Source organism: Cellulophaga algicola DSM 14237 (assembly GCF_000186265.1).
GTDB classification, from domain to species: Bacteria; Bacteroidota; Bacteroidia; order Flavobacteriales; family Flavobacteriaceae; genus Cellulophaga; species Cellulophaga algicola.
On the sequence record NC_014934.1, the window covers coordinates 212,351 to 226,848 of the forward strand.

Sequence of the window (14,498 nt, forward strand, 5' to 3'; positions counted from 1 at the left end):
TACACAAAACAGATAGTAATGAAAACAACAAATTTAGGATACCCGAGAATAGGTAGCAACAGAGCGCTTAAAAAGGCATTAGAGAACTATTGGTCTGGCAAAGCAACTTTAGTAGATTTAGAAGAAACGGCAAAAAACATTAGAACTGAAAATTGGCTGCTTCAACAAGAAAAAGGCATTGACATTATTCCTTCCAATGACTTTTCATTATACGATCAGGTATTAGATATGTGTATGACCGTAAACGCTATTCCTAAGCGTTATACAGCCTTGCAACAAAAAAATCACGCTACTCAAGACTTATATTTTGCAATGGCAAGAGGGATCCAGAAAGATGGCATTGACCTTACCGCGATGGAAATGACCAAATGGTTTGATACGAATTACCATTATATCGTTCCTGAATTTTATAAAAATCAAGCTTTCTCATATTGTAATTCTAAAATAGTTGATGAATATAAAGAAGCCTTGGCATTGGGCATAAAAACAAAACCTGTGCTTATAGGCCCTGTATCGTTTTTATTATTGGGAAAAGAAAAAGAAAATGGTTTTGACCGGATTGATCTTTTACCAAATCTTCTTCCTACCTATTTAAAAATAATTAAAGAATTATCGGCTTTAAATGTCGAGCACATTCAATTTGATGAACCTTTTCTTGCGACAGATTTAACCAATAAAGACCGCGAAGCAATTAGATACACGTACCAAACTATCGCAGATAAATTTCCTGATTTAAAAATTATATTAGCGAATTATTTTGATTGTTTTGGAGAGAATTTAGATACCGTATTAGAACTTCCTGTTCATACCTTACACTTAGATTTAGTACGTTGTAAACTGCAGTTAGATGATATTTTGTCCTCAAAAAAACTGAATAAAAATACCCATTTATCATTAGGGGTTATTGATGGTAGAAACATTTGGAAAAATAATTTTGAAGATTCTCTAGCCTTGATCCAAAAGGCAATTGCCCATGTGGGAGAAGAAAGAATTACTATAGCGCCATCTTGTTCTTTATTACACTCGCCTTGCGATTTAGATTTAGAAACAAATGAAACTAATTTAAGTGCCGAAGTAAAACAATGGCTTGCTTTTGCTAAACAAAAATTAGAAGAAGTAAATACGCTAAGAAACTTTATCACTAAAGTAAATTTAAGCAAAACCTTAGAAAAAGTGAATGAGAATAGCGCCGCAAATGCGGAGCGAAAAATATCAAAAAGTATTCACAATCCTAAAGTTAAAGACCGCGTTAAAGCATTAACTAAAAAAGATGATCAGCGCTTGAATGGTTTCACTCAACGGAAGATAATTCAGCAAAAAGCTTTGAATCTTCCATTATACCCAACCACAACTATTGGTTCTTTTCCTCAAACAAAAGAAGTACGTAGCCAAAGGGCTAATTTTAAAAAAGGGAATACTACTCCAGAGGCGTACCATAGTTTTATAGAAAAAGAAACTAGAGAAACTATAGCATTTCAAGAGAATATAGGGCTAGATGTTTTAGTTCATGGCGAGTTTGAACGTAATGACATGGTAGAATATTTTGGAGAACAATTAGACGGCTTTGCTTTTACCAGCTTTGGATGGGTACAGAGTTATGGTAGTAGATGTGTAAAACCACCTGTAATTTATGGAGATGTCTCGAGAGAAAACCCGATGACTGTTTTTTGGTCTTCTTTTGCACAGTCTATTACAGACAAGCCCGTAAAAGGAATGCTTACGGGGCCTGTTACTATTTTACAATGGTCTTTTGTTCGTAACGATCAACCAAGATCGGAAACCTGTACGCAAATTGCTTTAGCGATTCGCGATGAAGTAGTCGATTTAGAAAAAGCAGGCTTATCTATTATCCAAATAGATGAACCAGCCATACGCGAAGGACTTCCCTTACGTAAAGAAGATTGGAAAACATATCTTGATTGGGCAGTAAAAGCCTTTAGAATTTCTGCAAGTGGCGTAAAAGATGAAACACAAATACATACGCATATGTGTTATTCAGAATTCAACGACATTATTGAGCATATTGCAGCTATGGATGCGGATGTGATTACTATAGAATGTTCTAGATCGCAGATGGAGCTTTTAGATGTTTTCCGTGAGTTTAAATACCCTAATGAAATTGGTCCTGGAGTTTATGATATTCACTCTCCTAGAGTTCCAGACCGTTCAGAAATGGTTGCATTGATAGAAAAAGCAAAAGAATATATTGCTCCTGAACATTTATGGGTAAATCCAGATTGTGGTTTAAAAACCAGGCATTGGGATGAAACAAAAAAAGCATTGATAGAAATGGTAGCCGCTGCTCAAGAGTGCAGACAAAGAGTTGCTGTATCGCATTAAATTTGAATATAGTCTAGTTTTAGGTCGCTTCTTATGGTATTAAGAAGCGACTTTTTTTTTCATTTTTAAATGAATTCACCTTCATTACCCTTATTGTAAAAACCTTTTAAAATTAAAAAAAAGGCTTTTTAAACACCTACAATAACAGCCTAGCTCATATTTGTTCTCTTTTTAACAGAAATTGAAGTAATTTTGCGGCATGGTTAGAACATTTCAGCTTCGGGTTTCTTTAAAAGAAGAAACAATAGAGGGTATCCTTAATAAGAAAGCAGCAAAACATGTTGGTGCAGAAGAGAAAGATATTGTTGTAAAAGTATTGCGTAAATCTATTGATGCGCGTAAGCCTAGAATTTACATCAATTACAAACTTCAGGTATATATTAACGAAAAACCATCTGAAAATCCAGATTATATTTTTGAATATAAAGATGTCTCTAAAGCTAAAGAAGTGCACATAATTGGTTTTGGACCTGCAGGAATGTGGGCCGCACTTCGTTGTTTAGAATTAGGGTTTAAACCAATAGTTTTAGAACGCGGAAAAAATGTAAAAGACAGACGTCGTGATCTAAAAGCTATAAACCAAGAACATATTGTAGGCGAAGATTCTAACTACTGCTTTGGTGAAGGGGGCGCAGGAACCTATTCTGACGGAAAACTGTATACTCGCAGTATTAAACGGGGTGATGTACGTCGTATTTTCGAAAGCTTAGTACACCATGGTGCTACGGAGCAAATTTTGATTGATGCGCATCCGCATATTGGCACCAATAAATTACCTAAAATTGTCCAAAATATTAGAGAGGCAATTATCAACCATGGGGGCGAAATTCATTTTGATACCCGTGTGGTCGATTTTACGCTTCATAATAACAAAATAAAAGCTGTTCAGCTTCAAAATGGAAATGAAATGGCGGTAAACCGTGTTATCCTTGCTACCGGTCATTCTGCAAGAGATATCTATTATCTATTGCATAAAAAAGAAATTGCATTGGAAGCAAAATCATTTGCCATGGGCGTTCGGGTAGAGCATCCGCAGCATATTATAGATAGTATTCAATACCATTGCTCCGGAAGTAGAAATGAACTATTACCGGCAGCATCATACAGTTTAGTAGAACAGGTTAAAAATAGAGGGGTATATTCTTTTTGTATGTGTCCTGGCGGATTTATTGTTCCGGCAGCTACAGCACCAGGAGAAGTGGTGGTCAATGGGATGTCTCCTTCCAAACGAAATAACCTCTATGCCAACTCGGGTATTGTGGTAGAAATAAATGCTGATGAAGATTTACGCAAATACGAGCAACACGGTGTTTTAAAAGGCTTAGAATTCCAAAAAGATTTAGAGCGTTTAGCGTTTACCGCTGGCGGAAGAACACAAACTGCTCCTGCACAACGAATGACAGATTTTGTGGAAGGTAAATTATCGGCAGATTTAAATGCTACTTCCTACCAACCAGGATTAAAATCGGTTCCTATGCATTCCCTCCTACCGAAGTTAATTGGTAGTAGATTACGTGGTGGTTTTGCCGCTTTCGGAGATAAAATGAAAGGATATTACACCGCAGAAGCTAATATTGTTGGGGTAGAATCTAGAACATCATCTCCGGTAAACATCCCTAGGAAAGAAAATTTAGAACACCCAGAGATCGAAGGTCTTTTTCCTTGTGGTGAAGGTGGTGGTTATGCTGGCGGAATTGTATCTGCCGCAATGGATGGTGAACGCTGTGCAGAAGCAGCTATTGCAGGGCTTTAATATTTGATGATGGAATTTGGGTGCGTAACTATTCCATTATCAACACATCGCCTTTTAGTATTAGAAAAATCTTTTGTTATGTGTATCACATACTGTACACTAGAAAATAAGCAAGAATAAATCCTAGGTAAAGAGACCCAAAAAGAACATCTCTTTTTAAATTTCAGAAAAGCATAATATTCATGTAATTTTGCATCACACTAAAAAATAAATGTCAGACACTACTCCTACACGAATTAATAAATATTTAAGCGAAGTTGGTTACTGCTCAAGACGCGCTGCCGATAAGCTTATTGATCAAGGCAGAGTAACCATCAATGGTAAAGTTCCTGAAATGGGGACCAAAATAACTGCTGCCGATGAAATTCGCGTAGATGGTGAATTGATAGGTAAACCTAAAGGTAAACACACCTATCTTGCTTTTAATAAACCTGTAGGGATTGTGTGTACTACAGATACCGGTGTAGAAAAAGATAATATTATCGACTTTATCAACTATCCAAAACGTATTTTTCCTATTGGCCGATTAGACAAACCATCTGAAGGTTTAATTTTTCTAACAGATGATGGCGATATTGTCAATAAGATTCTACGGGCACGAAACAATCACGAGAAAGAATATATTGTATCGGTCAATAAACCTATAAATTCTGATTTCTTGCGACAAATGAGTAGCGGGGTTCCTATACTAGACACAGTGACCAGACCTTGTAAAGTAGAACGAATAGATAAATATACCTTTAGTATTATTTTGACGCAAGGACTAAACCGACAAATTAGAAGAATGTGCGATCATTTAGAGTATCGCGTAAAACGCTTACAACGGGTTAGAATTATGAATGTAGAGTTAGATTTAGAGGTAGGGAAATACCGCGACCTTACAGAAGCTGAGCTCTCTGAAATTAACCGTTTAGTAGAGGCTTCTGCTAAAACACACGATTAATTGTATTACATGGTAAAGAAGCACAAAGTATTAAGTACGAAGGGCAAAGATGTAAAAAACACAAAATTGCCTGGTTGCATTTAATACTTGATCTTGTTTCTTAGGGTCAGAACCCATCAATACCTACTAAAAATCCTTATTGAACACGTTGTTGCTCCTATTTATAATGAACAAGCACGTCACTAAGTTTTCTTTACTTAAGACTTAATACGTTGTTCTCTGCACTAATAACATAGATCAAACGGGGAAAATTGAAAAAATCCGAACTATTCCCCTACCTTTGTGGCTTATTATAAAAATACATGACATTTAAAGAATTAGGGATTGCAGAGCCTATTTTAAAAGCTTTGACTTCAGAAGGTTACGAAAATCCTACTCCAATACAAGAAAAATCTATTCCGATATTACTAAAAGGCAAAGATCTTTTAGGCGTTGCACAAACAGGAACTGGAAAAACAGCAGCTTTCGGAATACCCATTTTACATCACATATATACAAACAATAGTGGCATAGGTAAACGAAAAATTAAAGCTTTAGTAGTTACCCCTACTCGAGAACTAGCCATTCAAATTGGCGAAAGTTTTACTGCATACGCAAGGTTTACAGGGATTAAAAATACCGTTATTTTTGGCGGTGTTAAACAAGGTAAGCAGACTGATGCATTACGCCAAGGTGTTGAAATTTTAATTGCTACTCCTGGTCGTTTGTTAGATTTAATGAATCAAGGGTTTATCTCTTTACGCGATTTAGAATATGTGGTTTTAGATGAAGCCGATCAAATGCTTGATATGGGTTTTATACACGATGTAAAAAAAATCATCGCAAAATTACCTGCTAAACGTCAATCGCTTTTCTTTTCGGCAACCATGCCTAAAACAATTGTAGAATTATCACAAAAGATATTAGGCGAATTTGAGCAAGTAACGATTAAGCCTGAACAAGCTACCGCTGAAAAAGTAGAGCAAGCTATTTATTTTGTTCCTAAAGGAGATAAGGTGAAACTTTTGGTTCACTTAATTGAAACTAAAGAAGCTAAAGCAGTTTTAGTTTTCTCGAGGACTAAACATGGCGCCAACAAAATAGTTAAGTTATTAGACAAAGCAGGGATAAATGCTGCTGCTATTCATGGAAATAAATCGCAAACGGCAAGACAAAATGCCTTGAACGATTTTAAAGACGGAAAATTAACTGTTTTAGTGGCTACTGATATTGCTGCACGTGGAATTGATATTGACGATTTATCATTAGTCGTTAATTACGATTTACCAAACGTACCAGAAACCTATGTTCACCGTATTGGTAGAACCGGAAGAGCTAATGCCAGTGGTGTAGCCTTATCTTTCTGCGATAGAGAAGAAAGAGCCTATTTAAAAGACATTCAGAAACTCATAAAGCAAACGATTCCTACAGTTACAGATCATCCGTTTAAGGATGATGGCAGTAGACCCGTTGAAGTAGATACGGATGATAGACCTAAGCGACCAGGACAACAGAATCGTTCTAGAAACAGCGGTCAAAAACCGAATAATTCTAACAACAGAAATAAAAACAGGAACCGCAACAAAAATCGCAGTAGCGACGGACCTAAATAAAAAAAGAAAGCCTTGCAAATTTGCAAGGCTTTTTACATGTATACCTAATGGGTTATTTACTTCCCTAGCATCAACACTTCATTACATTTAATCTCTGTAATGTACCGTTTTTCTCCCTCTTTAGTTTCATAAGATCGGTGCATTAGTTTGCCTTCTACAGCAACTTGTTTGCCTTTTATTAAATAACTCTCTACAAGCGCTGCTGTTTTGCCCCAAGCTACTATATTATGCCATTGTGTATCTTCTACTTTATCGCCCTGAGCGTTCTTATAAGAATCGCTCGTAGCAATGGTAAACTTAGCCAGTTTAATACCACTATCTAAATTTACTATTTCAGGATCATTCCCTAAATAACCAATCAACTGTACTGAATTTTTAAGTGCGTTCATAATTTTAATTTTTATATCCTGATACAAGCTCAGGAACGGATTAACAGTTAAGACTATCGGAACACCATTGTTCTGACACTGCAAACTTAGAAAGCCCTTCGTATGTGATTCGGTTGGGAAGTAGTTACTTTCGTTTACAAACGTTTGTAAACGTTTGTTTTTGCTTTAAAACAACGTTATTTAACGTTCATACCTAGCATTAGCAGTCTATAACCCATAATTCATAAGTAATTAATAGAAAAATTAACGCGTTAGTAGTATCTTAGGCACATAGTACGGATATACGCAATAGTGCATATCCAATTGTTACCACACATTACCTATAATTGTTTTACAGTGCTTATGCTAAGTGAGCTGTATAAAAATTATACTGTTGACGTTTTGTGGCCTAGATCCCTGGCAGGATTCATATTTCCACCGAAAAGAGCGTTAAGAATCAAATGCTGTTTGAGCGATAGCGAGTTCATTTGATTTAGCGAATAAGGATGTGAAATATATCCGAAGGGTCAAGCCTTGATTTTTTTGGTTCGTTTTTTTATCAAGAAAAAAATGAATAAACAAGTATTCAAATCTTACCAAAAATTGCAATAAACTAATAATCAATACACTACAACAAATTTATTTTCATATTACCTTGGAAAGGAGTAACTTGAGAAAGTCGTGCAAGCGAGAAGCGTTTAAGCACAGAATGAACAAGTTACTCCCTACCCCTTAATTTGAACATCTATTTTTAGCAGATTTCTACGGAATTTAAGCCTATACTTCAAAAGGAATTTAGCTAGTTTAACGAATCCGAAACTCTTACTCAAACGCAACTCTTACGGGCGGATTTTAGCTTGTTTATGCGCAAAAGATTTTACACTCAAAACTAAATAGCAATCGCCAATCTTTACCCTAAATAAAAGCGGAAAAGCGTTATGTAGTCGTACGTTAGCATAAAAACGTGTGGTAACAAAACCTATAAGCAATGCGGAGGTATGGTGTTTAATTAAATCGTTTGTGTATATTTACTATGTCGCCAAATCAGTTTGATTCGACATTTAGAACGAAATAAAATTAAACGCAAATAAAATGCTTTGGCTAAGTGATTAAAGGGAAGTTAAGCGCAAGTTTGCTTCCGCACTGCTCATAGCTATATCGTTAGCAAAAATGGCTCAAAAAAATTTACAGTTGGCTTAACGCATAAGCGAAATAAAAAATACTAATAATGAAAGTAACGAACCTTACGGGATTAACAGACGAAGAACTATTGGTCGAAAAAAAGAAACTAAAGAAGTCAAAAATAATAAATGCTTTTGTTATTGGATTTCTTGTGAGCATTGTTATAGCTGGAATTGTTTCGTCGATTATTGGAAAAAATTATGTAGTACTTATTCCGTTACTATTTCCTATCTACTTTATTTATAAAATTGTTAGTAATTCAAAAAAAAATAATGAATTGGAGATACTCTTGAAGAAACGAAATCTGAATTGAACTACTACACAAACACAATTATTCGTAAATGGACATAATCAAACGCAACCGTTGCGCAGATGGACTTTTTAGCTAGTTTATGAAAATGGAATCGTTTTCTAATCGGTCTCCAATCTACATAAAGAGCCTGCGCTTACTCTTGTGTATCGCCACATTTGCTAACAAAACCTATACATAATGCGAACTTTTGGGTGAAACGGAATGGTCTGGGTATATTTGTGATGTCGCTAAATCTTTGGGATTTAGCTTTGGACAAAAAAAAGAAAAAGCGAAACCCAAAGGTTTAGCTTAGTGCGTGGCGGGAAATCCGTCGGATTTCAGCCCCGCACTATGCATAGCTCAGCCGTTAGGTGCAAGCTAAAAAAAAGCCAACCGCACAAAACAAAGAGTGCCGAAAAAGGCACACATTGTTTTTTTTGCCAACGCTCTGAATAATATTAACTTTGAGAAAAATGATAAAATAAATATGAGCCTATTTCAGAACTCTGTTCTAAACAAATATTTGAAAGGATTAGAGTCCGAAAAAGTCAATAAAGCTTACGAAAGATTTACTACACATTTTCATAATCCAACCATACAAGAGAATATTCGGAATTCCAAAGAGGAACAGTATCAAGGCGAATTCCTTATTGACCTTTTTGTAAACGTATTTGGATACGTTAAGAACCCAACGCCTGATTTCAATCTTACAACGGAATTAAAAAACATAAAAGGTTCTAAAAAGACAGATGGAGCAATTCTAAAAGGCGAAAAAGCACTAGCAGTAATTGAACTAAAAGGAACAAACACAACCGATTTAAGCAAAGTAGAAACCCAAGCATTTGGTTATAAAAACAACCAACCAGGCTGTAATTATGTAATTACTTCCAACTTCGAGAAGTTGCGCTTTTACATTGACAACGCTGTAGATTTTGAGGAATTTAACTTATTTCAATTAACAAGAGAACGTTTTGAAATACTTTGGCTTTGCCTCTCATCTGAATATCTTTTAAAAGACGTTCCAAAAAAAATAAAAGAGGAATCCTTAACGCAAGAGGAAAACATTACCAAAAAACTTTATAAAGATTACTCTTCATTTAGAAATGAAATTTTTGATAGTATTCAAAACGAAAATCCAGAATACGACAAACTAACTTTATTCAAGAAGACACAAAAATTACTTGACCGTTTTCTATTTATCTTTTTTGCCGAAGATAGATTATTACTTCCACCCAATTCAATTCGTTCAATCGTAAATCAATGGACTGATTTGCGAGATAAATATGATGAATATTTTCCTTTGTACGACCGATTTAAAAAGTATTTCGGCTATATGAATACTGGACATAAAGGAATGCAACACGATATTTTTGCATATAATGGAGGTTTATTTACACCAGATGAGGTTTTAGACAAAATCAAAATAAATGATGACTTACTATACAAACACACAGTTAAGTTAAGCAACTATGATTTTGAAAGTGAAGTCAGCGTAAATGTTCTTGGCCACATATTTGAGCATTCATTAACAGAAATAGAAGAAATTCAAAATGAACTTGAAGGCATACCTCACGATGGTGGCAAAACTAAACGTAAAAAAGAAGGTGTGTTTTACACACCCAAATATATTACCAAGTACATTGTAGATAAAACAGTTGGAATGCTTTGCGAAGAAAAGAAATTTGAACTTGACATTCAAGAGTCCGAATATGAGAAAGAACGTAAAGGAAGACAAAAATCTACATTAAAGAAATTAACTAAAAAATTAGAAGATTACAGAAAATGGCTTTTACAATTAACCATTTGTGACCCAGCTTGTGGTAGTGGCGCATTTTTAAATCAGGCTTTAGAATTTCTAATTACAGAACATCAATATATTGATGAATTACAGGCTAAATTATTTGGCGATGCATTGGTATTAAGTGACATTGAAAATGTGATTTTAGAAAATAATATTTATGGAGTTGATATTAACGAAGAAGCAATAGAAATTGCGAAACTAGCCTTATGGCTACATACAGCTGAAAAAGGTAGAAAACTAACTTCATTAAACAATAATATAAAGTGTGGAAACAGTTTAATTGATGACCCAAATGTAGCAGGACATAAAGCTTTTAATTGGCAACAAGAATTCCCAGAAGTATTTGCAAGAGGCGGTTTTGATGTGGTAATCGGAAATCCACCTTACGTCCAACACAGAAAAATATTTGAATTTAGTAATTTCTTCAAGTCAGCCTATAAAGTTTATACAGGTACATCTGATTTAAGTGTTTACTTTTTCGAAAAAGCTTTTAATATTCTAAAAAAGAATAGTGTATTAGGTTACATAAATACAAATAAATTTTTCAATACTGAATATGGAAAGGAGTTAAGAGACTTTCTAACAAAACATAATATACATAACATAATTAACTTTGAACAAAGTGCCATATTCAAAGATGCATTGGTGTCTAGCGTTATTTTAATAGCAACGAAAGAAGAACCAAATAATGAAACAAATTACATTGAATTTCATAAAGAATCAATAAACGCAGAAAAATTTCAAAGGGAATTAGAGAATAGAAATAGAACAATCAAATTAGACTATTTGAAAAATAATTCTTGGCTATTTGAAAACCCTTTAATAAAATCTTTAATAGACAAAATAAAGAATACAGGTTCGAATCTAAAGGAACTTGTAGGTATTAAAATAAATAGAGGTTTGACTACTGGTTTTGATGATGGATTTATCCTTCAGGAGGCAGATTATACAGAACTAATAAAAAAAGACTCTAAAAATATAAATATTATAAAACCTTTACTAAAAGGGAAACATATCAATCGCTATTATATTGAAGATTCTGGTTTATGGTTACTAAACACGCATAATGGAATGAGAGGTACTTTAGAGCCAATTAAAGTTGCCGAAGATTATCCGGCAATTTATGAACATTTGGTAAAGAAAAATATAGAATCAAATGGAAAATTAGAAAAGAGAAGCGATAAAGGTAACCATTGGTCAAATTTGAGAAATTGTGCATTTTTGGATGAATTTGGAAAAGAAAAAGTTGTTTGGGGATTAATTTCTGGTCATTGGAATTTTTCTTTAGACAGCAAGAATAATTATCTAACGAGTGCCTCATATTTTCTCACCTCAAGTATAACGCCTAACAGATTCATTTTAGGTCTATTAAATAGCAGATTAAATAAATTCTATTTCGAAAATGTTGGGGAGAAGACTGCTGGAGGAGCTTATGTGCTTAAGAAAGTAAGCGTGGAAAAATTTATAATTCCAAACTCAACTGAAAATCAAAAATTTAACCTTTGCAATAAAGTCATACATATAGAAGAAAAGACGTCAATTTTCCAATCTTTAAAAGAGAGTTTTATAAATCTTCTCATATCTAAATTTTCATTAGAGAGTTCAAGTAATAAATTGAACAAATGGGCTGAATATGACTTTGCGGTATTCCTTAAAGAGTTAGAAAAAATAAGAAAAAAAACAGCCAAAGAAAACGGAATTGAATACAAGAAGCTTTCATTGAATGAAGAGGCGGAATGGATACAATATTTTAATGAGCAAAAAGCAAAAGCACAGAGTCTACAATCTGAAATCGACAAAACTGACTCTGAAATTGACAAAATGGTTTATGAATTGTACGGATTGACAGAAGATGAAATAAGAATAGTGGAAAAAGCCACAGCTTAAGCCATACACATTTGCAATTCGCACCAGCCAATGCTACGCCAAAAATTGCAAAAGAGTATAACTTTGCCAACGCTAGCAAGTTTGCGGAAAGAAAAGCCAGACACCTAACACCGTATATAATTTATTGCTAGTTTTTGCTTATTTATGAAAATTCTCGCAGACTTTATATTTGTGATTTATTTACTAAATTAGTTGCTTGAAACACGCAACAAACCATATACAACAACGTTAGCTACCATTTGAACAAACATCGAGCTTATGCCAAAAAGTAGAGGAAGAAAGAAAAAAAAGAAAAAGACAAAAATAGTCTATGGAAAAACTTCTGGTGTGAAAAGAGAACTTGTTAATGGAATAGAATTAAAATTAGATGGTAAAAATATTACTGTAAAAAACAAGCGAACCAAAAAGCAACACGAAGAATACATTCAACAAGTAATAGCGAATAGACCTAAAAATCTAGAGTTTATTGAGAAGTCTATCGAAAGAGTAATCGAAATTTTTAAAACATTCGATAATTTTCAACTATTAGGTTTCCTTTCTTATAATCACTTTCTAAACCACAATAATTCAGATGATGATGGAATGGCTGAAGTGACTTTAGAATATGCGAATAGTTTTGCAACCGCTCTATCGAACAATCCTACAAAACAACCAACTACTGATATTTTCGAGGAGCTTAAGGATTTACTTACTAATATTAGAATGGCTTATAACGCCTATATTTCTACAGAAGGTTTAGTTGGAAATTATACCGAACAAGAAAGTCATTTAAGATTTCTAACTGTTTTGGAAGCCCTGCATATGCGAGGAGATGGATATATGAACCATATCTATGAAGTATTCAAAGAAATGTTTTCTGGACACGACCAATTTTTTATTGATAATTATGGTTTTAATTCAAATGACATTCTAGAAACGTTCATACAATTAGAAGATTCTTGGTATTGTAGGTTAAGATTACCTAATGGAGCGCCACATCCAAGTTCTATGAAAAGATTTAAGGAATGGTATGAGGCAAAAGGAATAAAATCGTTCCGAGCTGATGACCCACAGCCAATGATTGATTTTCTGGCAGACAATCCCGATTTCGTTTCGCGAGAAGGAAAACCTGATGGATTTTTAATCAATGACCCAAAACAGTTTCAAGAATTACATAAAATAAGATTTAGAAAAGAACAACATAAAAAAGTAGCTGAAGCGATTACTCAAGATTTCGGAGAAAATACAGATTTCCTAAACCCAAAGTTTCAAGGTTTACCATTGAATGAAACTTTAATATCCCAAAAACCTATAATCAAATACAAAAATGAACTCTATCTTTTTGCTTTTAACATTCTAACACGAAATATTTTTGATATTGCAGAATCCTTAATAAAAAATGCAAATAAAAAATATTATAAAGAAAAATATCTAGGTAATAAATACTCACTTTCGAGAGACAACTATCTAGAAAACAAAACAGCAGAATTACTAGATAATTTTATAAAAAAATCGACTTCATATCTCAATCTTAAATATAAACCAGGAATACTTGATGAAAATGACAATCTAGTAGAAACTGAATTAGACTTACTTATTGTTTCAGAAAAAGCCAATTATATTATTGAAATAAAAGCTGGAGGTTTATCTGCACCATCAAAAAGAGGTGCTTTAAAAAGTTTAACAGGTCAGCTTTCAGAAACTGTAGGTTATGGAGCTTATCAAAGCCATCGTGCTTACAAATATATTTTAGAAGATGACAATAATTCCTTTTATGATAAACAAGGAAACTTAATAAATGTAGATAATACCAAGAAGACATTTAGATTAACAATAACACTTGAACATTTATCTGGATTTATTTCAAACCTACACGAATTAAAAGAATTGGGAATCGTAAAACCTGACGTAGAATTCGCTTGGAATTGTAGCTTATTCGACTTAATGATATTTTCCGATATTTTAGAAAACGAAGATGACTTTATAGAATATTTAGAACAAAGAATTCCATTGTTCACGAGTGAAAAAATACGAGTGAATGATGAAATTGACTTATTAGGTTACTTTCTCGAAAACGGAAAATTAGTTGACGAGAAACTTCTAAAAAAAGTAGATGATTATTCATTAAATAAAACTTCTCAAGAGATAGATGAATATTTTCAAAAGGGAGGAAAAAAACCGAGGAAAAAACGGTAGCTAACAATGTATATAAAACATAGCTTTTATAGGCTTTACCAAAGGTTTTTGTGTATTTATGAAGACCGCCAAATTTTTAAATTTGGCTTTTAGAAAAGAAAAATAAAAAAGAAAAATTTAAAAATTCGGCTCGTGTATAATTCGAAAATTTAGCGTCTATTTATA

General features: G+C 33.7%; 8 protein-coding genes. 7 read left to right on the forward strand and 1 reads right to left on the reverse strand.

Annotated features, from left to right (window positions below; translation table 11 throughout):
* Positions 1–18 precede the first annotated feature (18 nt).
* The 4 genes from metE (at position 19) to CELAL_RS01040 (ending at position 6,628) form a co-directional block, all read left to right on the forward strand.
* The gene (gene metE / locus CELAL_RS01025) at positions 19–2,340 is read left to right on the forward strand and encodes a 5-methyltetrahydropteroyltriglutamate--homocysteine S-methyltransferase (protein ID WP_013549053.1); all 2,322 of its coding nucleotides are present in this window, start codon (positions 19–21) and stop codon (positions 2,338–2,340) included.
* A 199-nt stretch (positions 2,341–2,539) separates the two neighbouring features.
* The gene (locus CELAL_RS01030; RefSeq protein WP_013549054.1) at positions 2,540–4,093 is read left to right on the forward strand and encodes an NAD(P)/FAD-dependent oxidoreductase; all 1,554 of its coding nucleotides are present in this window, start codon (positions 2,540–2,542) and stop codon (positions 4,091–4,093) included.
* A gap of 211 nt (positions 4,094–4,304) precedes the next feature.
* Positions 4,305–5,036 (forward strand): 23S rRNA pseudouridine(2604) synthase RluF, encoded by a 732-nt coding sequence (gene rluF / locus CELAL_RS01035; protein ID WP_013549055.1) that lies wholly within the window; start codon positions 4,305–4,307, stop codon positions 5,034–5,036.
* Between the two features lie 302 nt (positions 5,037–5,338).
* Positions 5,339–6,628 (forward strand): DEAD/DEAH box helicase, encoded by a 1,290-nt coding sequence (locus tag CELAL_RS01040; RefSeq protein ID WP_013549056.1) that lies wholly within the window; start codon positions 5,339–5,341, stop codon positions 6,626–6,628.
* Positions 6,629–6,684: 56 nt separating this feature from the next.
* Here CELAL_RS01040 and CELAL_RS01045 read toward each other — a convergent pair whose 3' ends face one another.
* Entirely contained in the window at positions 6,685–7,017 is a 333-nt protein-coding gene (locus CELAL_RS01045) for a single-stranded DNA-binding protein (RefSeq protein WP_013549057.1), read from the reverse strand.
* Positions 7,018–8,224: 1,207 nt separating this feature from the next.
* Here CELAL_RS01045 and CELAL_RS01050 point away from each other — a divergent pair.
* From CELAL_RS01050 to CELAL_RS01060, 3 genes are all read left to right on the forward strand, one after another.
* Positions 8,225–8,491 carry a hypothetical protein gene (locus tag CELAL_RS01050; protein WP_013549058.1) on the forward strand — a complete coding sequence of 89 codons (267 nt, stop codon included), beginning with the start codon at positions 8,225–8,227 and terminating at the stop codon, positions 8,489–8,491.
* Between the two features lie 466 nt (positions 8,492–8,957).
* On the forward strand, positions 8,958–12,158 hold the full coding sequence (locus tag CELAL_RS01055; protein ID WP_013549059.1) for an Eco57I restriction-modification methylase domain-containing protein: 3,201 nt from the start codon (positions 8,958–8,960) through the stop codon (positions 12,156–12,158).
* Between the two features lie 258 nt (positions 12,159–12,416).
* Positions 12,417–14,333 (forward strand): hypothetical protein, encoded by a 1,917-nt coding sequence (locus CELAL_RS01060; protein ID WP_013549060.1) that lies wholly within the window; start codon positions 12,417–12,419, stop codon positions 14,331–14,333.
* The last annotated feature ends 165 nt before the right edge of the window (positions 14,334–14,498 follow it).

Coding starts and splice junctions, on each gene's coding strand:
- metE (WP_013549053.1), top strand. CDS start 19: ATGAAAACAACAAATTTAGGATACCCGAGAATAGGTAGCAACAGAGCG.
- CELAL_RS01030 (WP_013549054.1), top strand. CDS start 2,540: ATGGTTAGAACATTTCAGCTTCGGGTTTCTTTAAAAGAAGAAACAATA.
- rluF (WP_013549055.1), top strand. CDS start 4,305: ATGTCAGACACTACTCCTACACGAATTAATAAATATTTAAGCGAAGTT.
- CELAL_RS01040 (WP_013549056.1), top strand. CDS start 5,339: ATGACATTTAAAGAATTAGGGATTGCAGAGCCTATTTTAAAAGCTTTG.
- CELAL_RS01045 (WP_013549057.1), bottom strand. CDS start 7,017: ATGAACGCACTTAAAAATTCAGTACAGTTGATTGGTTATTTAGGGAAT.
- CELAL_RS01050 (WP_013549058.1), top strand. CDS start 8,225: ATGAAAGTAACGAACCTTACGGGATTAACAGACGAAGAACTATTGGTC.
- CELAL_RS01055 (WP_013549059.1), top strand. CDS start 8,958: ATGAGCCTATTTCAGAACTCTGTTCTAAACAAATATTTGAAAGGATTA.
- CELAL_RS01060 (WP_013549060.1), top strand. CDS start 12,417: ATGCCAAAAAGTAGAGGAAGAAAGAAAAAAAAGAAAAAGACAAAAATA.